Source organism: Burkholderia sp. JKS000303, assembly GCF_002563755.1.
In the GTDB taxonomy this organism is placed as follows: Bacteria; Pseudomonadota; Gammaproteobacteria; order Burkholderiales; family Burkholderiaceae; genus Burkholderia; species Burkholderia anthina_B.
In genome coordinates, this window is sequence record NZ_PDBZ01000004.1 from 52,101 (window position 1) to 77,554 (window position 25,454).

Genomic DNA, 25,454 nt, shown 5'->3' on the forward strand with positions numbered 1-25,454 from the left:
GTGCGGGTTCAACCGGTTGCGTCGGCCAGCACGGCCGGCACGTTGTGGCCGTAGCAACGCTCCTCGACACGCTCGGCGATGCGCCAGCCCCGGGCCGTACGCACGAACCGGTCGACGTACCAGAGCCCTAAAAACATCACCTGCGTGCCGCCGTCCGGCAGCACGACTTCCATCGGATTGAAGCAGATCGTGCGGCCGCGCGCGGTGTCGCCGTCGAGCGTGATCGCGACGTTGCCGACCATGTGCTGGTACTGCGGAAACTGCGGCAGCACGGTGCGCAGCCACGCCTTCACGTCCGGATACGCGCCGGCGATGCCGCCCATCGCGCGATAGTCGATCGCGGCGTCGCGCGTGAACACCGCATCGAGCGCATCGAAGTCGCGCGAGTCGATCGCGCTCGAATACGCGACGATCAGCTCGCGGATGTCGTGATGATCGGAGAGGGTCTGCAAATCGGGCATCGGTCGTGCTCCGTCACGCGCGCTTGCGCCGGCGCGCCGCATGCAGTGCTTCCGCACGCTGCTTCACGTCGCGCGCGCACTGATCGAACCCCTGCTTCACCCAGTCGCCGTGCTCGCGCATGATCGTTTCCGCGTTGAGGCCGAGGAACTGGTCGGTCGTGAAGTAGCGGCAGCGTTCGGCGCCGTCGGCCTCGATGTACTGGTCGCGGCGCGCGGCGTCCTTGTTGTCGTCGGTCGGGCGCTGTTCCCATGACAGCAGGCGTTCGGACTCGCATGCGATGAGGGTCTCGTTGACCGGAATCACGGTGTCGGTGCCCGGGATGCGCACCTGCATGTACACGAAGTCGCCGAGCCGGCCGGTTGTTTCGAGGCCGACGCAGAACGTGTTCCATTCGCCGTAGCGGGGGAAATCGGTCAGCACTTCCCAGACGACGGAAGCGGGCGCGTCGATGTCGACGGTGATCGAGGTGACGAGATTGGCTGGTTTGGTCATGGCGGGTATCGGGTGAAATTGAGGGGAGGGCGGGGCGCGCGGGCGCGCCGTGGTGGCCGGTGCGATGCACGGCGCCCGTCAGCGGCCGGCAGCGTGCCGCGCATCGCAGCGAACCCGACATTGAGCGTAGGCCGGTGCATGCGGGGAAGAATCGTCGGAATGGACTAAGGCGTTTCACCGGGCCGGCGCTTCGGCGAGTGGGCAGCGTCGGCGTCGGTCAGCGACGCCCGGGCGCGCGCCGCATGCGCTTCGGACATCGACATCGCCCGACCCTGCCGCGACAATACGGGTCACTTTTTCGTTTCCTGCCGCGAGGTGCCTGTGCCAGTCGAGTCGTCCGTCGCTCCGGCGATCGTGTGGTTCCGCGACGATCTGCGCGTGACCGATCAGCCCGCGCTGACGCGCGCGGTCGCGTCGGGCCGGCCGCTCGTGTGCGTGCATGTCGACGATACGGGGGCAGGCGCGGGGCGCGCGCTCGGCGGTGCGGCGCGCTGGTGGCTGCACGGGGCGCTTGCCGCACTCGATGCGGCGCTCGCGCGTCATGGCGGCCGCCTGCTGCTGCTGCGCGGCGATGCGCCGCGCGAGATCGAGCGCGTCGTGCACGACACGGGCGCGGAGGCCGTGTACTGGAACCGCCGCTATGCGCAGCCGCAGCGCGATGCAGACGCGGCGTTGAAGGCATCGCTGAAGGCGCGCGGCCTCGACGTCGAGAGCAGCAACGGCAGCCTGTTGAACGAGCCGTGGGAAGTGCTGACGGGCGCGGGCACGCCGTTCCAGGTGTTCACCGCGTACTGGCGCGCGGTGCGGCGCGATCGCACGGTGGCAGCGCCGCTGCCGGAACCCGAGCGGATCGCGTTTCATCCGTGGCCGGCCGCGGTACGCGAACGTGCGCTGGCGCTCGATGCGCTCGCGTTGCGCCCGCACGTGCCGGACTGGGCGGGCGGCCTGCGCGACGCGTGGCCGGCACCCGACGAGGGCGGCGCGCACGCGCGGCTCGACGCGTTCCGGGACGTGTCGCTGGCCGGCTATGCGGACACGCGCGATCGGCCCGACCCGCCCGCGACGAGCCGGTTGTCGCCGTACCTGCGCTTCGGCAACGTGTCGCCGCGCCAGGTGTGGCATGCGGTGCAGGGCGCCGCACAGGCGGGCGGCGCGGCGTGCGCGGCCGGCGCCGAGAAATTCCTGAGCGAGCTTGGTTGGCGCGAATTCAGCCACGTGCTGCTGTACTCCTTCCCGGCGCTCGCGACCGACAACTTCCGCGCGCAGTTCGACGCGATGCCGTGGCGCGACGATCCCGCCGCGCTGCGCGCGTGGCAGCGCGGGCTGACCGGCTATCCGCTCGTCGACGCGGGAATGCGCGAGCTATGGACGACCGGCTGGATGCACAACCGCGTGCGGATGGTCGTCGCGTCGTTCCTCGTCAAGCATCTGCTGATCGACTGGCGCGCCGGCGAGCGCTGGTTTTACGACACGCTCGTCGACGCGGACGCCGCGAACAATCCGGCGAACTGGCAATGGGTGGCGGGCTGCGGTGCCGACGCCGCGCCGTATTTCCGCATCTTCAATCCGGTGACGCAGGGCCGGAAGTTCGACCCCCAGGGCGCCTACGTGCGCCGCTGGGTGCCGGAGCTCGCGGGCCTCGACGCGGCGACGATCCACGCGCCGTGGGAGGCGTCGCCGGAGCAACTCGCGGCGGCCGGCGTGCGGCTCGACGTCGACTATCCGGCGCCGATCGTCGATCACGACGGCGCGCGCCATCGCGCGCTCGATGCATTGGCCACGTTGCCGAAGCGTCACTAGGCGCGCATTGCGCCGCCGATCGGCCTTGTGGGGGGCGGCACGGCTGGCCGGTCACTCGCAGAACGCCGCGTGCTCGAGCAGCGCGAGCGCGACGCCCGAATCGAAGTAGGTCGCGCCGCACCACGCGACGAACGCGAGCACGCCGGCGGCGAGCGCCGTGCGGATCAGGCCCATGCGGCCTTGCCCGGTGCCGGGCGTGCCACACGCGCGTCGTCGATCGGCAGGTGCAGCAGCGCCGCCAGCACGCCGAGCGCGATCGAGCCGATCCACAGCGGCAGGTACGAATGCGTCGCGTCGTACACGAGCGCGCCGAGCCACACGCCGAAGAAGCTGCCAAGCTGGTGGCCGAAGAACACGAAGCCGAACAGCGTCGCGATGTAGCGCACGCCGAACACCTGCGAGAGCACGCCGTTGGTCAGCGGCACCGTGCCGAGCCACGTGAAGCCCATCACCGCCGCGAACACATAGACGCTCGCGGGCGACAGCGGCGCCGCGACGAACACGGCCATCGTCAGCGCGCGCACGAGATACAGCACCGACAGCACGTACTTGCGCCGCAACAGGCCGCCGAGATGGCTGCACGCATAGGTGCCGGCCACGTTGGTCAGCGCGATCAGCGCGAGCGCGACGCTGGCATGGCGCGCCGGCAGGCCGTGATCGAGCAGGTACGCGGGCAGGTGGGTCGCGATGAACGCGAGCTGGAATCCGCATGCGAAGAACCCGGCGTTCAGCAGCCAGAAGCCGCGATGCGCGAACGCTTCGCGCACGGCCGCGCCGATCGACTGGTCGGGGCCGTCCGCATGGCCTGCGGCCTGCGCGGGCCGGTCGCGCACCAGCACGGCGAGCGGCGCGAGCAAGGCCGCGACGAGCGCCAGCGCGACGAACGCATGCTGCCAGCCGATGCCGCCGATCAGCACCTGCGCGACCGGCACCATGCAGAACTGGCCAAGCCCGCCGATCGCACCGGCGACGCCGAGCGCCCAGCCGCGCCGGTCGGGCGGAAACAGCCGGCTCAGCGCGCCGTAGATCGACGCGAAGGCCGACCCCGACAGCGCGATGCCGATCACGAGCCCGGCGCCGACCGTGAACACGCCGGTCGATGCCGCCAGTGCCATCATGACGAGCCCGGCAGCGTACAGCAGCATGCCGGCGACGATCACGCGCACCGACCCGAAGCGGTCCGCGATCATCCCCGTGAACGGCTGCGCGATCCCCCAGATCAGGTTCTGCAGCGCGAGCGCGAGGCCGAACGCTTCGCGCGACCAGCCGTGATCGAGCGTGACGGGGGCGAGAAACAGGCCCTGCACGTGGCGGATGCCGAGCGCTGCGCCCATGATCAGGCCGCCGGCGAGCACCGGCAGCCAGCGGCGCCGGACGTCTTGTTCGATCGGGGTCATGCGTGTCTCCGGATGAAGGCAGGCGGCGCGACGGCCGCGTTCGATCCGATTAGACGACCCGGCGCGGTGTCGCTCAAGCGATCATTCGGTCGGGTTCGCATGCGTGGGAGGAATGCGATGGGGCGGCAGCGGTGCCGGCGTCGCTGCGGTGCCGGCAGGTGGCGTGCATCGGGACGGCGGAGACGGCGGTGGCGCCGGAGCAGGCACGGGTTCGGATCGCTTGCCGGCACGCGATCCGGCCAGCAATGCCGCACCGGCGTCGGCTTCCGGCCCGGCCCGGCGCGCGGAAAATCGCGCCCGGCTTACGGCTGCGTCACGTCGTACACATGCATGGCTGCATCGCACGCCGCGGCTTCCGCGACGATCCAGTCGCGCACGTCGGCGACCTCGCGCCGCGGGGCCGGATCATGCCGGAACAGCCAGTAGCCGTACGCATCCGACAGCGCCTGCGCGTGCGGGCCGAGCACCGCGAGCCGGCCGTCCGCGAGCATCGGCGCGACGAGCGCGAGCCGTCCGAGCGCGACGCCCTGGCCGGCGATCGCGGCCTGGATCACCTGGTCGTACTGGTTGAAGCGCAGCACGCCCTTCGGGCGCGCATCTCCGAGCCCGGCCGCGTGCAGATGCGTGCGCCATTGCAGTTGCGTTTGCGGCGGCCCGTCGAATTCGAGCAGCACGTGATCGGCGATCGCGGCCGCATCGGTGACGGGGCGCGCGGCGAGCGCCGGGTGCGCGACTGGCGCCACGATCTCGTCGAACAGCCGCAGGGCGCCGGCCGGCGCGCGATCGCGCGGGCAGTAGCGGATCCCCAGGTCGATGCCTTCCGCGCGCAAATCGAGTACCTTGTCGTTCGCGGCGACGCGCAAGTCGATGTCGGGCAGGCGTGCCTGCAGGCGCCCGAGTCGCGGCAGCAGCCACAGCGCGGTGACGCCGATGCTTGCGGTGATCGTGACGGGCTGACGCTCGCGCACGGCGGCGAGCGACGCGACGGTGTCCTGCAGGCTGAGCAGTGCCGCATCCGCGGCGCGGAACAGCCGTTCGCCTTCCGGCGTGAACGCGATCTTGCGATAGCCGCGCTGCAGCAGCGCGACGCCGAGATGCGCCTCGAGCGCATGCACCTGGCGGCTGACCGCCGATTGCGTGACGCACAGGTCCTGCGCGGCGAGCGTGATGCTCATGCGGCGGCCGACGGCGACGAAGCCGCGCACGAGGTCCAGCGACGGGAGACGGACGAGCGGCGTTGACATGCGTTTGGCTCATGCGAACGGAGCAGCAAGATTGGTTGAGAACGCGGGGCGCGTCAAGTTCAATGGAGGCTGGCCGACGAGCGCGGGCGCCGGGTCATGCGGGGCGGCACAGGAGACAGGATGACGATTTCGAACGAAGCAGACGGTGCCGTGCAGGACGCACGCCCGACCGAGCGCGCGGCCGGTGCGTTGCCGCCCGAGCCCGTGACGCTCGCCGCGGCCGACGGCTACCCGCTGCGCGGCTACGTGTGGCGGCATCGCGGCGGCGGGGCCGTGCGGCCCGTGACGGTTATCAATTGCGCGACCTCGGTGCGTTGCGACTATTACTTTCGCTTCGCGGCGTGGCTGTTCGCGCAGGGGCGCGACGTGCTCGTCTACGACTATCGCGGGATCGGCGGATCACGCCCCGCGCAGCTCGCGAAGCTGCGCGCGAACTGGCTCGACTGGGGGCGGCTCGATTGCGAGGCCGCGCTGCGCTACGCGCTCGAGGCGTTTCCCGGCCAGCCGCTCGACGTCGTCGCGCACAGCATCGGCGGGTGTGTGCTCGGGCTCGCGGCGTCGAACGCGCACGTGCGTCACGTCGTGACCGTCGGCGCGCAATATGCGTACTGGCGCGACTATCGCGCGGAAGAGCGGCGGCGCATGTGGTGGAAGTGGCACGTCGCGATGCCGGCGCTCGCGGCCGTGTTCGGCTACGTGCCCGCGAAACGGCTCGGCTGGATGGAAGATACGCCGCGCGGCGTCGCGCTGTCGTGGGTGCGGTCGCAGCCGCGCTTCGAGGATACCTACACGCGCGGCTTGCTCGCCGAGAGCGCCGCGAGCCGCGCGGCGTTGCCGGACCGTTTCGCGCGGCTGTCGGCGCCGATGCTCGCGATCGGTCTCGACGACGACGGGTTCGGCACGGTCGATGCGATCGAGCGGCTGGTCGGCTATTACACGGGCAGCGACGTCACGCACCTGCGGATCGCGCCGCGCGATATCGGCGTCGACGCGATCGGCCATTTCGCGTTCTTCCACAGTCGCTTTACCGACACGCTGTGGCCTGTCGCGCTGTACTGGCTGCAGCACGGCGCGCTGCCGGCCGATGCGCCGGGCAGCATTCACGCGCGCCATCCGGCGCAACGTGCGCGGCGGGCGGCAAGCGGCGTGCCGGGCGTCGTCGCGAACGGGTGAGCATGCATGGCCCGTCGCTGAAGAAGGCGACGCAGGTAAGGCAGGTGAAGAAAACATGCACGGTGTCACCGCGCATGACCTCGACCGCACCGCATCGGTCCCCGATCAACGCGATCGGTTAACATCGGACGCTTCGTTCCACTGGCTGTTGCGTGCCGATGTCCATTCCGCCCGATTCCGGTTTCCCTGCCGATACGCCCCGCGCGTGGCGCCTGCGCATGCTCGACGTGCCGCCGGCCGCATCGCGTGCCGGCGTGCAGGTCGCGCGCATCGATTTCGATTGGCACGTGCCGCTCGCGTCGCCCGCGTATGCGGCACTGAGCGACGCCGAACGCGCGCGTGCCGGACGGTATTTCCGGCACGATGACGCGGTGCGCAGCGCCGGCACGCGCGCCGCGCTGCGCGACGTGCTGGGCACGGCGCTCGGCGTTGCGCCGAACCGCATCGCGATCGTCGTCGACGCGTCGGGGCGCCCGTCGCTGGACCCGGCGCATCGCACGTCGCTCGATTTCAACGTGTCGCATGCAGGCGATCACGCGCTGATCGCATGGGCGGCTGCCGTGCGCGTCGGCGTCGATATCGAATGCTGCGACCGGCCGACCGACTGGCGCGCACTGACGAGCGAAGTGTGCGCACCCGCCGAGGCCGCGTATCTCGACAGTTTGCCGCCCGCCGCACGCGCGAACGCGTTCATGCGCGTGTGGTCCGCGAAGGAGGCGCTGCTGAAGGCGCTCGGCACTGGCATCGGCGGCGGGCTGCGTGCGTTCGCGGTGGTGCCGCCGCGCGATGCGGCGACACCGGCGACGACGATCGTCGCGCCGGCTGCGCCGGCCGCCGGCGTGGCCGCGTTCGACGCGGGCTGGCTCGACGCCGCGCCCGGCTACGCGGCGTGCGTCGCGTGGACGCGCTGAACCGGCGTCCGCCCGCGCCAGTTACTCGAGCGGTGCGTCGTTCGGCGCCGCGTAGCGCGCCTTGATCACGTCGCTCATCGGGAAGTCGAACGCGAGCCCCTTCGGCGGCACCGGCTTCATGAACCATTTGTCGTACATCGCGTTGATCTCGCCGCTCTTCATCAGGTGCACGAGCACGCCGTCGACGAGCGCCTTGAACTGCGGGTCGTCCTTGCGCGACATGAAGCCGTACGCTTCCGACGATTGCGGCGTGCCGACGATCGCCCAGTCGGCCGGTTTCGCCGCGAGCTGGCGCACGCCGGCGAGCAGCACGTCGTCCATCATGTAAGCGGCCGCGCGGCCCGATTCGAGCGTGAGGCGTCCTTCGCCGTAGTCCTTCGCGCTGATGATCTGCATGTTCATCTTCTTTTCTTCGTTCATCTTGCGCAGCAGGCGCTCGGACGTCGTGCCCTGATTCGTCACGACCGTCTTGCCGGCGAGATCGGGGAAGTCGTGGATGCCCGAATTCGTGCGCGTGAGCAGGCGCGTGGTCGCGACGAAGAAGGTGGTCGAGAACGCCACCTGAGCATGCCGCGCGGCGAGGTTGGTGGTCACCCCGCATTCGAGATCGACGGTGCCGTTCTGCACCAGCGGGATGCGGTTCTGCGACGTGACCGGGATGAAGCGCACCTGCAGGTCGGACTTGCCGGTGCGTGCCTTCACGGCGGCGATTACACGATCGCACAGGTCCTGCGAGAAACCGATGACCTTGCCGCTCGTGTCGACATAGGAGAACGGCACCGACGTCTCGCGATGGCCGATCGAGATCAGGTTGTTCTGCTGGATCTTCTCGAGCGTGCCGGACAGCGGCTCGGCTGCGACCGACGCGCCGCACGCGAGCGCGCACGCGGCGACGAGCAGGCTGCGGCCGAAAAGGGCGGTCAACCGGGGCGGAATGTTCATGGCGAGTCTCCGTAGGCGGATTGTAGGCAAGTTCGGATTCGTATGTTGCCAAAGACAAAATAATTGCAACATATGTTAAACACGGAGTTCGTCAGGCCGGCCCGGCGGGCCGCGCCGGACATCAGGGAAACTCCCAAGTCGAAATCATGAAAAACGGGGTTGTCTAGACAAGTTCCGGTGGCTAAACTGCAAGCCATCCCGAACTTGTCTAGACAGGATTGCTCACATGATTACGTTGACCCCCGGCCACCTGACCCTCCCGCAACTGCGCAAGATCGCTCGCGAATCCGTGCAGCTCACGCTCGACCCGGCGAGCTTCGCAAAGATCGACGCCGGCTCGAAGGCCGTCGCCGACATCGCAGCGAAAGGCGAGCCGGCATACGGCATCAACACGGGCTTCGGCCGCCTGGCCAGCACGCACATCCCGCACGACCAGCTCGAGCTGCTGCAGAAGAACCTGGTGCTGTCGCACGCCGTCGGCGTGGGCGAGCCGATGGCACGTTCGTCGGTGCGTCTGCTGCTGGCGCTGAAGCTGTCGAGCCTCGGCCGCGGCCACTCGGGCATCCGTCGCGAAGTGATGGATGCGCTGATCACGCTGTTCAACGCCGACGTGCTGCCGCTGATCCCGGTGAAGGGCTCGGTCGGTGCATCGGGCGACCTCGCGCCGCTCGCGCACATGTCGGCCGTGCTGCTCGGCGTCGGTGAAGTGTTCATCCGCGGCGAACGCGCCAGCGCGCTCGACGGTCTGCGTGTCGCGGGCCTCGCGCCGCTGACGCTGCAGGCGAAGGAAGGCCTCGCGCTGCTGAACGGCACGCAGGCATCGACCGCACTGGCACTCGACAACATGTTCGCGATCGAAGACCTGTACCGCACCGCGCTCGTCGCGGGGGCGCTGTCGGTCGACGCGGCAGCCGGCTCGGTGAAGCCGTTCGACGCACGTATCCACGAACTGCGCGGCCATCAAGGCCAGATCGACGCGGCAGCGTCGTACCGCGACCTGCTCGAAGGCTCGCCGATCAACCAGTCGCACCGCGATTGCGACAAGGTGCAGGATCCGTACAGCCTGCGCTGCCAGCCGCAGGTGATGGGCGCGTGTCTGGATCAGATGCGCCATGCAGCCGACGTGCTGCTGATCGAAGCGAACGCCGTGTCGGACAACCCGCTGATCTTCCCGGATACCGGCGAAGTGCTGTCGGGCGGCAACTTCCACGCTGAACCCGTCGCGTTCGCGGCCGACAACCTCGCGCTCGCCGCATCGGAAATCGGCGCACTGGCAGAACGCCGCATCGCGCTGCTGATCGACGCGACGCTGTCGGGCCTGCCCCCGTTCCTCGTGCGGGACGGCGGCGTGAACTCGGGCTTCATGATCGCCCACGTGACGGCTGCCGCACTGGCATCGGAAAACAAGACGCTCGCGCACCCGGCTTCGGTCGACTCGCTGCCGACCTCGGCGAACCAGGAAGACCACGTGTCGATGGCGACGTTCGCCGCGCGCAAGCTCGCCGACATCGCGGACAACACGAAGCACATCCTCGCGATCGAACTGCTGGCCGCCGCTCAAGGCGTCGACCTGCGCGCGCCGTACCACACGAGCCCGAAGCTGGCGCCGGTGATGGAAACGATCCGCGGCAAGGTTGCGCACTACGAACTCGACCACTACTTCGCACCGGACATCGCCGTGATCGCGAAGCTCGTCGGCGAGCGCGCGTTCGCGAAGGTCGCACCGTTCTCGTTCGCATCGGAACAGTAAGCCCATGAGTGCGCCGGTCTACCAGGAGATCAAGGATTTCATCCTGGGCCGCATTCACGCCGGCGAGTGGGCGGAGGGCGATCAGGTGCCATCCGAGAACGAACTGGCCCGCGAGTTCAAGGTCGCGCGCATGACCGTCAACCGCGCGTTGCGCGAGTTGACGGCCGAGCAGGTGCTGACGCGCATGAAGGGCGCCGGCACCTACGTCGCGCGGCCGAAGTACGAGTCGACGCTGGTGGCGATCCGCAGCATTTCGGAGGAGGTCGGCGCGCGCGGGCATGCGTATCACGCCAGCGTGCTCGGCCTCGCGACGATCCGCGCCGACGAGGCGCTCGCCGACGAGATGCAGGTGGCCGTGCGCACGAAGCTGTTTCATTCGCAGGTGTTGCACTTCGAGAACGACGAACCCGTCCAGCTCGAAGAACGGTGGGTAAATCCGGCGGTCGCGCCGGATTATGCCGAGCAGGATTTCACGAATACGACGCCGAACCTGTACCTGATGCGCGCGGCACCGCTGCAGCGCGTCGAGTACCGGATCGAAGCGGCGGCTCCGGCGCCCGAGCGGCGCGAGCAGTTGCGGATGGACGACGTCGAGCCGTGTCTGGTTTTACATCGGCGCACCTGGTCGCAGGGCGTCGTCGCCTCGGTGGCGAATCTGTGGCATCCCGGCAGCCGTTATCGCTTCACCGGGCATTTCTGATTCCTTATTGATCTTCACTTTCCCTCGGGAGCAGTCGTCATGAACCATCCGAAACACATCGATCCCCGTCTCGATCCGACGCGCACGATCCGCGCACCGCGCGGCAGCGAGAAGGTCTGCAAGACCTGGCTGGCCGAAGCGGCCTACCGGATGATCCAGAACAACCTCGACGCGGAAGTCGCCGAGCATCCGCATTCGCTCGTCGTCTACGGCGGCATCGGCCGCGCGGCGCGCAACTGGGAATGCTACGACCAGATCCTCGCGTCGCTGAAGGATCTCGAAGAGAACGAGACGCTGCTGATCCAGTCGGGCAAGCCGGTCGGTGTGTTCCGCACGCACAAGGATGCGCCGCGCGTGCTGCTCGCGAACTCGAACCTCGTGCCGCACTGGGCGAACTGGGATCACTTCCACGAGCTCGACCGCAAGGGCCTGATGATGTACGGTCAGATGACGGCCGGCAGCTGGATCTACATCGGTAGCCAGGGCATCGTGCAGGGCACCTATGAAACGTTCTTCTCGGTCGCGAACCAGCACTTCAACGGCGATCCGTCGGGTCGCTGGATCCTGACGGGCGGCCTGGGCGGCATGGGCGGCGCGCAGCCGCTGGCAGCGACGATGGCCGGCTTCTCGATGATCGCGGTCGAATGCGACGAGACGCGCATCGACTTCCGTCTGAAGACGCGTTATGTCGACAAGAAGGCGACGACGCTCGACGAAGCGCTCGGCATGATCGAGGAAGCGAAGCGCAGCGGCAAGCCGGTGTCGATCGGCCTGCTCGGCAACGCGGCCGACGTGTTCCCGGAACTCGTCAAGCGCGGCATCACGCCGGATTGCGTGACCGACCAGACGAGCGCGCACGACCCGATCAACGGCTACCTGCCGCAAGGCTGGACCGTCGCGCAATGGCGCGAAGCGCAGAAGGTCGATCCGCAGAGCATCGTGAAGGTCGCGAAGCAGTCGATGGCCGTCCAGGTGCAGGCGATGCTGGATCTGCAGGAACGCGGCGCGGCGACGCTCGACTACGGCAACAACATCCGCCAGATGGCGCTGGAAATGGGCGTCGAGAACGCGTTCGACTTCCCCGGTTTCGTGCCGGCGTACATCCGCCCGCTGTTCTGCGAAGGCAAGGGTCCGTTCCGCTGGGTCGCGCTGTCGGGCGATCCGGAAGACATCTACAAGACCGACCAGAAGGTGAAGGAGCTGATCCCCGACGATCCGCACCTGCACAACTGGCTCGACATGGCACGTGAGCGCATCGCGTTCCAGGGCCTGCCGGCACGGATCTGCTGGGTTGGCGTGAAGGATCGCTATCGCCTCGGCCAGGCGTTCAACGAGATGGTGAAGAACGGCGAACTGAAGGCCCCGATCGTGATCGGCCGCGACCACCTCGACACCGGTTCGGTCGCAAGCCCGAACCGCGAGACGGAATCCATGAAGGACGGGTCGGACGCCGTGAGCGACTGGCCGCTGCTGAACGCACTGCTGAACACCGCAGGCGGCGCATCGTGGGTGTCGCTGCACCATGGCGGCGGTGTCGGCATGGGCTTCTCGCAGCACTCGGGCGTCGTGATCGTCGCCGACGGTACCGCCGATGCGCACGAGCGTCTCGGTCGCGTGCTGCTGAACGATCCGGCGACGGGCGTGATGCGCCACGCGGATGCCGGCTACGAACTCGCGCAGCAGACGGCCCGCGAAGCCGGCCTGAAGCTGCCGATGCTCGGCCGCTGAGCATGACGGCGCTCGACCAGGCGCCGGTGAACACGACGATGATCCGCGCGGCGGATCTCGTCGCGTCGCCGTGGAAGAACGGTGGCGGCGTGACGCGCGAAATCGGCGCGTTTCCGCCGGGTGCCGCGCTCGATACGTTCGCATGGCGCGTGAGCGTCGCGGACGTCGGCGCGGCCGGGCCGTTTTCGCGTTTCGACGGCATCGACCGCACGCTCGTGCTGCTGTCCGGCGCGGGCATGACGCTCGCGGAAGCGGGCGGTGCGAAGCACGTGCTCGATGCGCCGCTCGCGCGCGCGGATTTCGCGGGCGAAGTGGCGATCGACGCGACGCTGCATGACGGCGCGACGCGCGACTTCAACCTGATGACGCGCCGTTCGGCTGCGCGCGGGTCGGTCGATGTGTGGCCCGAAGGCACGCACCGCGTCGAGCGCGCCGATACCGTGCTGCTGTTTTGCGCGACCGGCGCGGTCCGCGTCGAGATCGACGGCGCGCACTACGCACTGCAAGAAATGGACACGCTGCAGCTCGACGGGCTGCAGCGTGCGTTTGACGTCGTCGTGAGCGGAGGCGGCGCGCTGCTCGCCGTGTCGCTCGCCGTCGGCGAACGAGACTGAACGCATGAAACCGACTGTCTGGCATCACCTGAGGCTGTGTCCGCACGGCCATCCCGACGAGACGATCGACGACGCGGCGATCGCCGTCGACGAAACCGGCACGATCGCGTGGCTCGGCGCGCTCGCCGCGCTGCCGCACGGTTATGCGCACTGGCAGCGCGAGGACTTGCACGGCGCGTGGGTGACGCCGGGCCTCGTCGACTGCCACACGCACCTCGTGTACGGCGGCACGCGCGCCGACGAGTTCGCGCAGCGCCTCGCGGGCGTCAGCTACGAGGAGATCGCGCGGCAGGGCGGCGGGATCGTGTCGACGGTGCGTGCGACGCGCGCGGCCGACGAGACGACGCTGTTCGTGCAGGCCGCCGCACGCCTGCAGCCGCTGCTCGCCGAAGGCGTGACCGCGCTCGAGATCAAGTCGGGCTACGGGCTCGACCTCGCGAGTGAACGCAAGATGCTGCGCGTCGCGCGCCAGCTCGGCGAGCGCTTCCCGGTCACGGTCTACACCACGTTCCTCGGCGCGCACGCGCTGCCGCCGGAATATGCGGGGCGCGCGGACGAATACATCGACGAAGTGTGCGAACGCATGCTGCCGGCGCTGGCCGACGAAGGGCTCGTCGACGCGGTCGACGTGTTCTGCGAACGCATCGGCTTCTCGCTCGCGCAGACCGAACGCGTATTCGAGGCCGCGACGCGGCGCGGCTTGCCGGTGAAGCTGCACGCGGAACAGCTGTCGAACGCGGGCGGCACGGCACTGGCCGCGCGATACCGCGCGCTGTCCGCCGATCACCTCGAGTTTCTCGACGAAGCCGGCATCGAAGCCATGAAGGCGGCCGGCACGGTCGCCGTGCTGTTGCCCGGTGCGTACTACTTCATCCGCGAAACGCAATTGCCGCCGATCGACCTGCTGCGCAAGCACGGCGTGCCGATCGCGCTCGCGACCGATCACAATCCCGGCACGTCGCCGCTCGAATCGCTGCTGCTGACGATGAACATGGGCTGCACGCTGTTCCGCATGACGGTGCCCGAGGTGCTGCAGGGCGTGACGCGCCATGCGGCCGCGGCGCTCGGCCGCGCGGATCGCCACGGCGCGCTCGAGGCGGGTCGCCAGGCCGACTTCGCGGTCTGGTCGGTCGGCTCGCTGTCGGAGCTCGCTTACTGGATCGGCCGGCCGCTGTGCCAGCAGGTCGTGCGCGGCGGTGCGACCGTGTTTCGCCGAATGAACGGCTAGCCCTGGACGAATCGAGACTGACGATGACCGAAATGACGTTGTTCGCGGACCATGCATACCTGCCCGGTGGCTGGCGCCGCAACGTGCTGCTGCGCTGGGACGCGGCCGGCACGCTGACCGGCGTGACGCCCGACACCGATGCGCCGGCCGGCGTCGCGCGCGCGGCCGGGCCGGTGCTGCCCGGCATGCCGAACCTGCATTCGCACGCGTTCCAGCGCGCGATGGCGGGGCTCACCGAATACCGCGCGAATCCCGCCGACAGCTTCTGGAGCTGGCGCGACCTGATGTACCGCTTCGCGCTGAAGATCACGCCCGACGCGCTCGCGGCGATCGCGCGCTGGCTGTACGTCGAGATGCTCAAGTGCGGCTACACGTCGGTGTGCGAATTCCACTACGTGCACCACACGCAGGACGGCTCGCGCTATCCGCAGATCGCGGAACTCGGCACGCGCGTGATCGACGCGGCGCGCTCGGCCGGCATCGGCATCACGATGCTGCCCGTGTCGTACCAGTTCGCCGGCTTCGGCAACAAGCCGCCGCGTGACGACCAGCGCCGCTTCATCAACACGCCGGACGGGCTGCTCGAACTGCTCGACGCGATGCGTCGCGTCGCGCCCGAGGATGGCGGGCTGCGCTACGGCGTCGCGCCGCACTCGCTGCGCGCGGTGTCCGAGAACGGGTTGCGCGTGCTGCTCGAAGGCTTGCCCGACGACGCGCCGGTGCACATCCATATCGCCGAGCAGACGGCCGAAGTCGACGACTGCGTGCGCGCCTACGGTGCGCGCCCGGTGCAATGGCTGCTCGATCGCTTCGACGTCGATGCGCGCTGGTGTCTCGTGCACGCGACGCACGTCGATGCGGCCGAAACGGCGGCGCTCGCGAAGCGCCGTGCGGTGGCCGGCCTGTGCCTGACGACCGAAGCGAACCTCGGCGACGGTGTGTTCCCGGCCGTCGACTATCTCGCGCAGGGCGGCGTGATCGGCGTCGGTTCCGACAGCCATGCGTCGGTCGACTGGCGCTCGGAACTGCGCCTGCTCGAATACGGGCAGCGGCTCGTGCATCGCGCACGCAACGTGCTGGCGAGCGATACGCAAGCGCATGTCGCCGATCGTCTGTTCGATGCGTCGCTCGCGGGCGGTGCGCAGGCAAGCGGGCGGCGCATCGGTGCGCTGCGCGAAGGCGCGCGCGCTGACTGGCTCGTGCTCGATCCCGATCATCCGGCGATCGCCGAACACGACAGCGCGTCCTGGCTGTCGGGGGCGGTATTCGCCGAGCATGGCGACACGCCGGTGCTCGACGTCTACACGGGCGGCGAGCGCGTCGTGAGCGGCCGTCGCCATCGCGACGAAGCCGTCGCGTATGCCGACTACCGCGCCGCGCTGGCGCAACTGCTGCGCTGAACGTGCAGCATCCGGCGCACGCCGTCCGCGTGCGCCGGCAGACTCTTACGGTGAAGCGACATGACTGAACAACCGGCTGTATTCACGCTGAAGCAGGGCACGCTGCCGCTGCTGATCTCGATTCCGCACGCAGGCACGCATATTCCCGACGACATCGCCGCGACGATGACGCCCGACGCGCGCTTCGTCGACGATTGCGACTGGCATCTCGAGCGGCTGTACGGGTTCGCCGCGACGCTCGGCGCATCGATCCTCGTGCCGTCGCACGCGCGTTACGTCGTCGACCTGAACCGTCCGCCCGACAACGAGAACCTGTACCCGGGGCAGGACACGACCGGGCTCGTGCCGGTCGACACGTTCGACAAGGCGCCGCTGTATCCGGCGAACGCGCAGCCCGGCAACGACGAGATCATGCGCCGTCGCGACCGCTACTGGCGTCCGTATCACGACGCGCTGCAAGGCGAGATCGCGCGCCTGAAGCGCGAGCACGGCCGCGTGCTCGTGTGGGAAGCGCATTCGATCCGCTCGCACGTGCCGCGCTTCTTCGACGGACGCCTGCCGGACTTCAACTTCGGCACGTCGAGCGGCGCGAGCGCGGCGCCCGGCCTGGCCGAGGCGCTGGCCGCGTGCGTGAGCGCACATGGCGGCTATACGGCCGTCGCGAACGGGCGCTTCAAGGGCGGCTACATCACGCGCCAGTATGGCGTGCCCGAGACCGGCGTCGAAGCCGTGCAGCTCGAACTGTCGCAGATCACGTACATGGAAGAGACGCGTCCGTACGCATACGACGAAACGCGCGCCGCGCACATCGTGCCGCTGCTGCAGACGCTCGTCGAAACCGCGCTCGCGCACCGTTGAGCCATCGGCCGTTGCGTGCGGCAGCGCGACGCAGCATCGCGTCGCGCCCCGCCGGCGCAGGCGGCACGCGCCGACGCAGCGCACCAAACGGCATCGACCCGCCTGGTCGATGCCGTTTTTTTTCGTCTGACCGATGCCGGATTCGACACCTGAAAATTTGACGCAATTTTTAGGTGATATAAGCTGAATGTCAGGAAGTCGTCGCGCGCGCACCGGTGCAGACGGCGTCGATCATCGCCGTACCGTGCCGGAATCCGCTGCGAGACACCTTGCCGACGTGTCGCCGCGCGGCATTGCCGCTCCCGTTTGATCGCGACACGTGTCCTGCCTTCATCAGTCAGTCGAGTACGATCGTGAAAGCCGCCAGCCCTTCGATACGCCGGACCCGAAGTCCGTCGGCGGGCGCGCCGCCTCAAGCCGGGCCGATCCGGCCTGCAGATCGCGGCACGCGCACCGCCTCCTCATGCGAGCCTCGCTTCTTCGCTGTGTCCCATTGCGGCCTGCGCCGCTTCAATCTCGTGACCGCGTACGTGTTCAGTGCCGTGCAGTGCGACGGCAGCGCGTCGTTGTTACCCTAGCGTCCCTTCACGCTTGCACTTCGGGCCGCACCGCACGTTGCCGCGCCGATTGCGCGACAGCATCGCGCATGGGCGCGTGCCGCGCGCTCGGCGCGGGTTTCTGTCGTCTTGCGCGTCCGCATGCGCCGCGCGCCTACCGTGGAGGCGACCATGCGCGCGCGCCCGATCGTAGCCGTCACCGCCGATCGCATCATGCGCGGCGCCCATCCGAACCACACGGCAGGCGAGAAGTACCTCGTCGCGCTCGTCGACGGCGCCGGCGCGCTGGCGTTCGTGCTGCCTGCGCTCGGCGCGCGGCAGCCGGTCGAGGCGATCGTCGCGTCGATCGACGGGCTGCTGCTGACCGGCAGCTATTCGAACGTCGAGCCGCATCACTATGGCGGGCCGGCCAGCATGCCCGACACGCTGCACGATCCCGCGCGCGATGCGACGGCGTTGCCGCTGATTCGTGCTGCGATCGACGCGGGCGTGCCCGTGCTCGCGATCTGCCGCGGCATGCAGGAGCTGAACGTCGCCTATGGCGGCACGCTGCATCAGCGGCTGCATGCGAGCCCTGGTTTCGACGATCACCGCGAGCGCACGGGCGACCCGCTCGAGCGGCAGTACGGCCCCGCGCACCGGGTGCAGCTCGCGCCGGGCGGGCTGTTGCAACGCGTGGCGCGCGGCGCGCCCGACGCGATGGTCAATTCGCTGCACGACCAGGGCATCGCGCGGCTCGGTGCGGGGCTCGCGATCGAGGCGAGCGCCCCCGACGGCCTGATCGAGGCCGTCAGCGTGCGCGGCGCGCGCGCGTTCGCGCTCGGCGTGCAGTGGCATCCCGAATGGCGTTTCGCGGAGCAACCGCTGTCGCGCGACATCTTCGCGGCATTCGGCGCGGCGTGCCGCGCGCGCATGACGCATCGCATTCATGCGGCCGGCGGCACCATGCCGTCGCCGGCCGCATCCGACATCGACTGAACGAGGCCGATCATGCAACCCGAACTGAGCGAATTCCTGCGTCAGCACCGCATCACGGAAGTCGAGGCGATCATTCCCGACATGGCCGGCATCGCGCGCGGCAAGATCATCCCGCGCAACAAATTCGAGTCCGGCGAATCGATGCGCCTGCCGCAGGCCGTGATGGTGCAGACCGTCACCGGCGACTATCCGGAAGACGGCACGCTGACCGGCGTGACCGATCCCGACATGGTGTGCGTGCCCGATCCATCGACGATCTGCCTGATTCCGTGGGCCGTCGATCCGACCGCGCAGGTGATTCACGATTGCGTGCACTTCGACGGCTCGCCCGTCGAGATCTCGCCGCGCTACGTGCTGCGCCGCGTGCTGGATTTGTACAAGGCGAAGGGCTGGAGGCCGGTGGTCGCACCCGAGCTCGAGTTCTACCTGGTCGACATGAACGCCGATCCCGATCTGCCCTTGCGTCCGCCGGTCGGGCGCACCGGCCGTGCGGAAACCGGCCGGCAGTCGTACTCGATCGAGGCCGTCAACGAGTTCGACCCGCTGTTCGAGGACATCTACGAATACTGCGAGATGCAGGGCCTCGACATCGAAACGCTGATTCACGAAGTCGGCGCCGCGCAGATGGAAATCAATTTCGTGCACGGCGACGCGCTGTCGCTGGCCGACCAGGTGTTCCTGTTCAAGCGCACGGTGCGCGAGGCCGCGCTGCGCCACAACATGTACGCGACGTTCATGGCCAAGCCGATGGAAAACGAGCCGGGCTCGGCGATGCATATCCACCAGAGCCTGGCCGATGCACACACGGGCCGTAACCTGTTCGCCGACGAAGGCGGTGTCGTGTCGCCGATGTTCCACAGCTATCTCGCCGGGCTGCAGAAGTACACGCCGGCGCTGATGCCGATCTTCGCGCCGTACATCAACTCGTATCGCCGGCTGTCGCGCTTCATGGCCGCGCCGATCAACGTCCAGTGGGGCTACGACAACCGCACGGTCGGCTTTCGCATCCCGCAGTCGGCGCCGGCCGGGCGGCGCATCGAGAACCGGATTCCGGGCGTCGATTGCAATCCGTATCTGGCATTCGCGGCGACGCTCGCCGCCGGCTATCTCGGTCTCACGCAGAACCTCGCACCGACCGAGCCGATCGCGTCGGACGGCTACGACCTGCCGTACCAGTTGCCGCGCAACCTGGAGGAGGGCATTTCGCTGATGGCCGCCTGCACGCCGCTCGCCGGCATTCTCGGCGACAAGTTCGTGAAGGCGTATCTGGCGTTGAAGGATACCGAATACGAAGCGTTCTTCCGCGTGATCAGTTCGTGGGAGCGCCGGCATCTTCTGCTGCACGTGTGAGCGTGCGGCATCGTCTTGCGGAGGAAACATGACCGAACGAAACGAATCCGTCGCCGCGCGGCCGACCGCCGAATACCGCGCGCTCGACGCCGCGCACCACATCCACCCGTTTTCCGACATGGGCGCGCTGAACCGTGCGGGCAGCCGCGTGATCGTGAAGGCCGACGGCGTCTATCTGTGGGACTCGGACGGCAACAAGGTCATCGACGGGATGGCCGGCCTCTGGTGCGTGAACGTCGGCTACGGCTGCAAGGAACTGGCCGACGCCGCGTATCGCCAGCTCCAGGAACTGCCGTTCTACAACACGTTCTTCAAGACGACGCACCCGCCGGTGATCGAGCTGTCGACGATGCTCGCCGAAGTGACGCCCGCCGGCTTCAACCACTTCTTCTATTGCAACAGCGGCTCGGAAGGCAACGACACCGTGCTGCGTCTCGTGCACCAGTACTGGCGCGTGCAGGGCAAGCCGCAGAAGAAATATGTGATCTCGCGCAAGAACGGCTACCACGGCTCGACGATCGCCGGCGCCACGCTCGGCGGGATGGGCTACATGCACGAGCAGATGCCCTCGAAGGTCGAGCACATCGTGCACATCGACCAGCCGTATTTCTTCGGCGAAGCGCAGGCCGGCGAGACGCCGGAAGCATTCGGCCTGGCACGCGCGCAGCAGCTCGAAGCGAAGATTCTCGAACTGGGTGCGGAGAACGTCGCGGCGTTCATCGGCGAGCCGTTCCAGGGAGCGGGCGGCGTGATCTTCCCGCCGTCGACGTACTGGCCGGAAATCCAGCGGATCTGCCGCAAGTACGACATCCTGCTGGTCGCGGACGAAGTGATCGGCGGGTTCGGCCGCACCGGCGAATGGTTCGCCCATCAGCATTTCGGTTTCGAGCCGGACCTGATCACGATGGCCAAGGGCCTGACGTCCGGTTATGTGCCGATGGGTGCAGCGGGCATTCATGAGCGCATCGCGGGCCCGATCATCGACCACGGCGAATTCAATCACGGCCTCACGTACTCGGGCCACCCGGTTGCCGCGGCCGTCGCGGTCGCGAACCTGAAGCTGCTGCGTGACAAAGGGATCGTCGAGCGCGTGAAGCGCGACATCGGTCCGTATTTCCAGCGCCGGCTGCGAGAGGCGCTTGGCGATCATCCGATCGTCGGCGAGATTGCGGGCGTGGGGCTGGTTGCCGGCGTGCAGCTCGCGCGCGATCGCGACCGGCGCGCGCGTTTCGACGCGAGCGTCGATGTCGGCACGATCTGCCGCGACTTTTGCTTCAACGGCAACCTGATCATGCGTGCGACCGGCGACCGGATGCTGCTGTCGCCGCCGCTCGTGATTCGGGAAGGGGAGGTCGACGAGATCGTCGACAAGGCGAAGCGCGCGTTCGACGCGACGGCGGAGCGTGTCGCACGCGCAACGTGAGCGGCTGCGGTGCTTCGATCAGACGTGGTCGAAGCGCTGCTGATCGAATTCGATGATGCGCGCGACGCACTCGGAAATGGACATCGCCCCGGTCTCGACGACGAGATCCGGGGATGCCGGTACCTCGTACGGATCGGAGATGCCGGTGAACTGGCGCGTCTGGCCGGTGATCGCCTTGGCGTACAGACGTTTCGGATCGCGCGCGGAGCAGGTCTCGATGTCGGTCTTCAGATAGATTTCGACGAAGCGCTCGTCGCCGACGATCTTGCGTGCCAGTTGCCGGTCGACTTCATAAGGCGAAATCAGTGCGACCACAACCATGATTCCCTGGTTGTTCAGCAGCTTCGCGATTTCCGCGGTGCGCCGGCAGTTCTCGGCGCGATCGTCGCGCCTGAAGCCGAGATCGGGAGAGACGCCCGAGCGCAGTTCGTCGCCATCGAGGATACAGACAGGAATGTTGTGCGTGCGCAAGTGTGCGGCGATCTCGCGCGAGAGCGTGGACTTGCCGGCGCCACTCAAGCCGGTCAACCACAGGGTGTGTGAATTCGACAATGTCATGGGTAGTTGCGACGGTATGAACCAGCCGCGCAACGCGCGGTCCAGATCCCCGTTCGTCTTGATTGGATTCGGGAGCCGGTGCCGCTCGGCCGGCTGTCATTGTCGGTCGATTCTAGTCAGCCAATACCAGATCAATGTTACGAATTCGTTACTGCATATTACGAGGCGGGCGGAGGTCGCTCGCGAAACATGGAACATGCGAAAGCGACGCGCAAAACGAAAAGGGCCTGCGTCGTGAGACGCAGGCCCTTGAATTCTTTGGTGGGCGGTACTGGGATCGAACCAGTGACCCCTGCCGTGTGAAGGCAGTGCTCTACCGCTGAGCTAACCGCCCAAAGAAGAATCAAATTATGTCAGAGCTTTTGGGGTTCGTAAAGACCTTTCTGCAAATAATTTTCAGGGCCGCGCGAACGCCGGTCAGCCGGCCGTCGACGGCTCGACGAGATCGAGGATCGAGCCGTCGCGCTTGAGCGTCGCGAGCACGATGCTCGAGTTGATCGACATCACGCCGGTGGCGCGGTGCAGCCGATTGATCACGAAGTCGGAGTAGTGGTCGAGGTCGCGCGTGCGCACCGTCAGCACATAGTTCGATCCACCCGTCACGATCTGCGCGGCGATGACTTCGGGCCACTGCTGGATCGCCTCCACGAACCGGTCGTGCCACTCGGGCACGTCCGGGCGCATCGCGACGTGCACCAGCGCCTCGAACGCCACGCCCACCTTCTTCGGTTCGATCGTGCAGCGGTAGCCCGATATGGCGCCGCGTTCCTCGAGCAGCTTCACGCGCCGCAGGCATGCCGACGGCGACAGCGCGACCGCGTTCGACAGGTCCTGATTGCTGATGCGTCCGTCCCGTTCGAGGTGCCGGAGGATCCGCATGTCGGTTCGATCCAGGGTCATTTCGCAGAATCCCGTCAATTTTGAGATGGTGATCGAAGACTCTACTGCAATCGGATGGAATCGTCACCGAAAAGTGAAGCTCATTCTATTTCGTCCTCGATAACATGCGCCCCATGCCTCAATCGCACGGCGTGGCTCGATGTCATGCCGCCGGTTGCACCGTTTTCCACTCCTACCGACATTCCGCCATGTACGAACACATTCCCGCCTATCCGGGCGATCCGATCCTGTCGCTGTTCCAGGCATTCCAGCAGGATGCGCATCCGCACAAGGTCAACCTCAGCATCGGCCTCTACTACGACGACGCGGGTCGCATTCCGGTGCTCGAGAGCACGCGCGTCGCAGCCGAGCGGCTGCGCGAAGCGGGCGCGCCGCACACCTATCTGCCGATGGAAGGGCTCGCTGCGTACCGGCAGGGCGTGCAGCGTCTCGTGTTCGGTGCGGATTGCGCAGCGCTCGCGCAGGGCCGCATCGCTACGCTGCAGACGCTCGGCGGCTCGGGCGCGCTGCGCCTCGGCGCCGAGTTCGTGAAGCGCTATTTCCCCGACAGTGCGATCTGGATCAGCGATCCGACGTGGGACAACCATCGCGTGATCTTCTCCGCGGCCGGGCTCGACGTACACACGTATCCGTACTACGACGAAGCATGCAACGGCCTGCGCGTCGACGCGATGCTCGCGGCGCTCGACGCGCTGCCCGCGCGCAGCATCGTGCTGCTGCAGCCGTGCTGCCACAACCCGACGGGCCTCGACCTGAGCCGCGACGCATGGCGCGCGGTGATCGACGTGCTCGTGCGCCGCGGGCTGATTCCGTTCCTCGACATGGCGTATCAGGGCTTCGGCGATGGCCTCGACGACGATGCCTGGGCCGTGCGCGCGATCGTCGATGCAGGGTTGCCGGCGATCGTCAGCAACTCGTTCTCGAAGAATTTCTCGTTGTACGGCGAGCGCGTCGGCGGGCTGTCGATCGTCTGCGCGAGCACGGGCGAAGCCGCGACGGTGCTGAGCCAGTTGCAGGCCGGCGTGCGCCGCACCTATTCGAGCCCGCCGCTGTTCGGCGCGCAACTCGTGTCGACGGTGCTGAACGACGACGCGCTGCGCGCGCGCTGGGAGGACGAGGTCGCGCAGGTGCGCGCGCGCATCAAGCGCATGCGCGGCGCGCTGAAGGCGCGGCTCGATGCGTGCCTGCCCGCGCCGGCCTTCGACGCGCTCGTCACGCAGCGCGGGATGTTCAGCTATACGGGCATCGCCGCGGCCGACGTGGATCGCCTGCGCATGTCGCACGGCGTCTACCTGCTGCGCTCGGGCCGCATGTGCATCGCGGGGCTGAACGACGCGAACGTCGAGCACGTCGCGAACGCGATCGCCGACGTGCTCGGCGGCGCGACGCGCCAGACGGCCTGAACAACCGGTTTCGAATCGAAGGAGGACACGATGGCAGACAGGATCCCGGTCGACTTGCCGCAGCTCGCGCAGCCGTTCTCGTGGGCGACCCGCGCGGGCGGGCTGATGTTTACCGGCCACGGGCCGGTCGATGCGTCCGGCGCGATCGTCGGCGACACGATGACCGAGCAGGCGCGCATCACGCTCGGCAATCTCGCGAAGGCCGCGGCCGCGGCGGGTGCGACGATGGATGACGTCGCGCAGGTGCTCGTCTACCTGTCCGACGTGAAGGCGATGCCGGAATTCGACGCCGAATACCGGCGCCACTTCCGCGAACCGTACCCGAACCGCACGTGCGTGGGCGTGCAGGGTTTCGCGCATCCGGACATGCGCGTCGAACTCGTCGCATACGTCGCGTTGCCGGCAGCGCGTGACTAGCACGTGTGCCCACGCGTGCCGTTTCGCGCGGATGGCAGTACCCGAAGTCACTGAAAACATCAACAAACGAAAGACAAGGATGGAGACAAGCATGAAGAGCATCAGTCGATTCGCACTACCGACGATGGCGGGCCTGCTCGCCGCGAGCGGCGCGATGGCGCAGAGCAGCGTGACGCTGTACGGGATCGTCGACCAGAGCATCCGCTATACGACGCACGCGGACGCATCGAACGACGCGAGCGTGCAGATGACCAACGGCGCGATCACCAACAGCCGCTGGGGCCTGAAGGGCAGCGAAGCGCTCGGCGGCGGGCTGAAGGCGATCTTCCAGCTCGAGAGCGGCTTCGAGCCGCAGAACGGGCAGCTCGACGGCGCATTGTTCGGCCGCTACGCATATGTCGGCCTCGCAAGCGACTGGGGCACCGTGAAGCTCGGCCGGCAGGCGACCGAAGCGTTCAACCTGTTCGGCGATCTCGATCCGCTGACGGTCGGCAACTACACGGCCAACATGTGGCCGTACTTTCTCACGCAGGGCCGCGCGAACAACGTCGTCAGCTACGACGGCACGTTCGGCGGACTGGACGTCGGCGCGAGCTACGGCTTCGGCGGCGTCGCGGGCAGTCTCGGCGCGAATGCGTACTGGGGCACGCACGTGTCGTACACGCTCGGCGGGCTGATGGTCGGCGCGACGTACCAGCAGGTGCGCGACCTGAATAGCCGTGCGCAGCAGGCGTGGGGCGCGGGCGCCCGCTATGCGTTCGGCGTGGCGACGCTGTATGCGGGCTACCTCGGCGGCATCGACCGCACGGGCATGCTCGACCAGCAATTGCTGAACGCGGCGGGGCGCGACGTGACCTACGGTTCGTTCGTCGACAACCCGCGCCGCGACGCGATCTTCTACACCGGCGCGAGCGTGAAGGTCACGCCCGCGGTATCGGTGACGGGCGTCGCGTATTACGACGACATCCGCAACGTCAACGGCGTCGCGGGCAACGGCGGAAAGCGCTATACGGGCGTGCTCGAAGCCGAGTACGCTCTGTCGAAGGCCACGCAGGTCTATGCGACGCTCGACTACAACCGGGTGAGCGGCGGCGCGTTCACCGAAATGCCCGGACGCGGCAACCAGACGGGCATCGCGGCCGGCCTGCGCCACATGTTCTGAGCACGCG

Annotated in this window: 24 protein-coding genes and 1 tRNA gene; 16 read left to right on the forward strand and 9 right to left on the reverse strand. The window is 68.0% G+C overall.

Annotation, left to right across the window (positions count from 1 at the left end):
* Positions 1 to 8: 8 nt before the first annotated feature.
* Positions 9 to 461: a nuclear transport factor 2 family protein gene (locus BX604_RS33450; RefSeq protein WP_098556530.1), complete on the reverse strand. Its 453-nt coding sequence runs from the start codon at positions 459 to 461 to the stop codon at positions 9 to 11.
* Between the two features lie 13 nt (positions 462 to 474).
* Complete coding sequence (locus tag BX604_RS33455; protein WP_098555367.1) at positions 475 to 954, reverse strand: SRPBCC domain-containing protein; 480 nt, start codon at positions 952 to 954, stop codon at positions 475 to 477.
* Positions 955 to 1,275: 321 nt separating this feature from the next.
* Here BX604_RS33455 and BX604_RS33460 point away from each other — a divergent pair, with 321 nt between their 5' ends.
* Positions 1,276 to 2,754 (forward strand): cryptochrome/photolyase family protein, encoded by a 1,479-nt coding sequence (locus BX604_RS33460; protein ID WP_098555369.1) that lies wholly within the window; start codon positions 1,276 to 1,278, stop codon positions 2,752 to 2,754.
* 51 nt (positions 2,755 to 2,805) lie between these two features.
* Here BX604_RS33460 and BX604_RS39845 read toward each other — a convergent pair whose 3' ends face one another.
* The 3 genes from BX604_RS39845 to BX604_RS33470 form a co-directional block, all read right to left on the reverse strand.
* Positions 2,806 to 2,928, reverse strand: a complete 123-nt coding sequence (locus BX604_RS39845) for a hypothetical protein (protein ID WP_257146498.1) — start codon at positions 2,926 to 2,928, stop codon at positions 2,806 to 2,808.
* Positions 2,919 to 4,151: an MFS transporter gene (locus tag BX604_RS33465; protein ID WP_098555372.1), complete on the reverse strand. Its 1,233-nt coding sequence runs from the start codon at positions 4,149 to 4,151 to the stop codon at positions 2,919 to 2,921. Before BX604_RS33465 ends, BX604_RS39845 begins: the two co-directional genes overlap by 10 nt.
* A gap of 302 nt (positions 4,152 to 4,453) precedes the next feature.
* Positions 4,454 to 5,395, reverse strand: a complete 942-nt coding sequence (locus tag BX604_RS33470) for a LysR substrate-binding domain-containing protein (RefSeq protein WP_098555375.1) — start codon at positions 5,393 to 5,395, stop codon at positions 4,454 to 4,456.
* Positions 5,396 to 5,515: 120 nt separating this feature from the next.
* Between BX604_RS33470 and BX604_RS33475 the strand changes: the two genes are divergently transcribed.
* Together BX604_RS33475 and BX604_RS33480 are read left to right on the forward strand one after the other, a co-directional pair.
* The gene (locus BX604_RS33475; protein WP_098555387.1) at positions 5,516 to 6,568 is read left to right on the forward strand and encodes an alpha/beta hydrolase family protein; all 1,053 of its coding nucleotides are present in this window, start codon (positions 5,516 to 5,518) and stop codon (positions 6,566 to 6,568) included.
* A 158-nt stretch (positions 6,569 to 6,726) separates the two neighbouring features.
* Positions 6,727 to 7,479 (forward strand): 4'-phosphopantetheinyl transferase family protein, encoded by a 753-nt coding sequence (locus BX604_RS33480; RefSeq protein ID WP_098555401.1) that lies wholly within the window; start codon positions 6,727 to 6,729, stop codon positions 7,477 to 7,479.
* A gap of 21 nt (positions 7,480 to 7,500) precedes the next feature.
* On the opposite strand, the gene BX604_RS33485 is transcribed toward BX604_RS33480, so the two are convergent.
* Positions 7,501 to 8,421 carry a glutamate/aspartate ABC transporter substrate-binding protein gene (locus BX604_RS33485; RefSeq protein WP_098555404.1) on the reverse strand — a complete coding sequence of 307 codons (921 nt, stop codon included), beginning with the start codon at positions 8,419 to 8,421 and terminating at the stop codon, positions 7,501 to 7,503.
* 226 nt (positions 8,422 to 8,647) lie between these two features.
* Here BX604_RS33485 and hutH point away from each other — a divergent pair, with 226 nt between their 5' ends.
* The 10 genes from hutH (at position 8,648) to BX604_RS33540 (ending at position 21,007) form a co-directional block, all read left to right on the forward strand.
* Positions 8,648 to 10,171 carry a histidine ammonia-lyase gene (gene hutH, locus BX604_RS33490; RefSeq protein ID WP_098555406.1) on the forward strand — a complete coding sequence of 508 codons (1,524 nt, stop codon included), beginning with the start codon at positions 8,648 to 8,650 and terminating at the stop codon, positions 10,169 to 10,171.
* 4 nt (positions 10,172 to 10,175) lie between these two features.
* Positions 10,176 to 10,871 carry a histidine utilization repressor gene (gene hutC, locus BX604_RS33495; protein ID WP_098555410.1) on the forward strand — a complete coding sequence of 232 codons (696 nt, stop codon included), beginning with the start codon at positions 10,176 to 10,178 and terminating at the stop codon, positions 10,869 to 10,871.
* Between the two features lie 39 nt (positions 10,872 to 10,910).
* Positions 10,911 to 12,599, forward strand: a complete 1,689-nt coding sequence (gene hutU / locus BX604_RS33500) for a urocanate hydratase (RefSeq protein ID WP_098555412.1) — start codon at positions 10,911 to 10,913, stop codon at positions 12,597 to 12,599.
* 2 nt (positions 12,600 to 12,601) lie between these two features.
* The gene (locus BX604_RS33505; protein ID WP_098555414.1) at positions 12,602 to 13,213 is read left to right on the forward strand and encodes a HutD/Ves family protein; all 612 of its coding nucleotides are present in this window, start codon (positions 12,602 to 12,604) and stop codon (positions 13,211 to 13,213) included.
* 4 nt (positions 13,214 to 13,217) lie between these two features.
* The gene (hutI, locus tag BX604_RS33510; protein WP_098555415.1) at positions 13,218 to 14,441 is read left to right on the forward strand and encodes an imidazolonepropionase; all 1,224 of its coding nucleotides are present in this window, start codon (positions 13,218 to 13,220) and stop codon (positions 14,439 to 14,441) included.
* 23 nt (positions 14,442 to 14,464) lie between these two features.
* Positions 14,465 to 15,841, forward strand: coding sequence for a formimidoylglutamate deiminase (locus tag BX604_RS33515; RefSeq protein WP_098555416.1), 1,377 nt, complete (start codon positions 14,465 to 14,467; stop codon positions 15,839 to 15,841).
* Positions 15,842 to 15,901: 60 nt separating this feature from the next.
* On the forward strand, positions 15,902 to 16,699 hold the full coding sequence (gene hutG / locus BX604_RS33520) for an N-formylglutamate deformylase (protein ID WP_098555417.1): 798 nt from the start codon (positions 15,902 to 15,904) through the stop codon (positions 16,697 to 16,699).
* Between the two features lie 728 nt (positions 16,700 to 17,427).
* Positions 17,428 to 18,234, forward strand: coding sequence for a gamma-glutamyl-gamma-aminobutyrate hydrolase family protein (locus BX604_RS33530; protein ID WP_098556532.1), 807 nt, complete (start codon positions 17,428 to 17,430; stop codon positions 18,232 to 18,234).
* Between the two features lie 12 nt (positions 18,235 to 18,246).
* Positions 18,247 to 19,584 (forward strand): glutamine synthetase family protein, encoded by a 1,338-nt coding sequence (locus BX604_RS33535; protein WP_098555418.1) that lies wholly within the window; start codon positions 18,247 to 18,249, stop codon positions 19,582 to 19,584.
* 28 nt (positions 19,585 to 19,612) lie between these two features.
* Positions 19,613 to 21,007 (forward strand): aspartate aminotransferase family protein, encoded by a 1,395-nt coding sequence (locus BX604_RS33540; RefSeq protein ID WP_098555419.1) that lies wholly within the window; start codon positions 19,613 to 19,615, stop codon positions 21,005 to 21,007.
* Positions 21,008 to 21,025: 18 nt separating this feature from the next.
* Here the strand turns inward: BX604_RS33540 and cysC are convergent, their stop codons facing one another.
* From cysC to BX604_RS33555, 3 genes are all read right to left on the reverse strand, one after another.
* On the reverse strand, positions 21,026 to 21,565 hold the full coding sequence (cysC, locus tag BX604_RS33545) for an adenylyl-sulfate kinase (RefSeq protein WP_098555420.1): 540 nt from the start codon (positions 21,563 to 21,565) through the stop codon (positions 21,026 to 21,028).
* Between the two features lie 259 nt (positions 21,566 to 21,824).
* Positions 21,825 to 21,899: transfer RNA gene (locus BX604_RS33550), tRNA-Val, on the reverse strand.
* An 83-nt stretch (positions 21,900 to 21,982) separates the two neighbouring features.
* Complete coding sequence (locus tag BX604_RS33555) at positions 21,983 to 22,465, reverse strand: Lrp/AsnC family transcriptional regulator (protein ID WP_098555423.1); 483 nt, start codon at positions 22,463 to 22,465, stop codon at positions 21,983 to 21,985.
* A 188-nt stretch (positions 22,466 to 22,653) separates the two neighbouring features.
* On the opposite strand from BX604_RS33555, the gene BX604_RS33560 reads away from it, so the two are divergent.
* From BX604_RS33560 to BX604_RS33570, 3 genes are all read left to right on the forward strand, one after another.
* Complete coding sequence (locus BX604_RS33560; protein WP_098555426.1) at positions 22,654 to 23,868, forward strand: amino acid aminotransferase; 1,215 nt, start codon at positions 22,654 to 22,656, stop codon at positions 23,866 to 23,868.
* Between the two features lie 30 nt (positions 23,869 to 23,898).
* A complete protein-coding gene (locus tag BX604_RS33565) occupies positions 23,899 to 24,285 on the forward strand; it encodes a RidA family protein (RefSeq protein WP_098555429.1) in 387 nt (128 codons plus the stop codon).
* A 91-nt stretch (positions 24,286 to 24,376) separates the two neighbouring features.
* Positions 24,377 to 25,447, forward strand: a complete 1,071-nt coding sequence (locus BX604_RS33570; protein ID WP_373562453.1) for a porin — start codon at positions 24,377 to 24,379, stop codon at positions 25,445 to 25,447.
* Positions 25,448 to 25,454 lie beyond the last annotated feature (7 nt).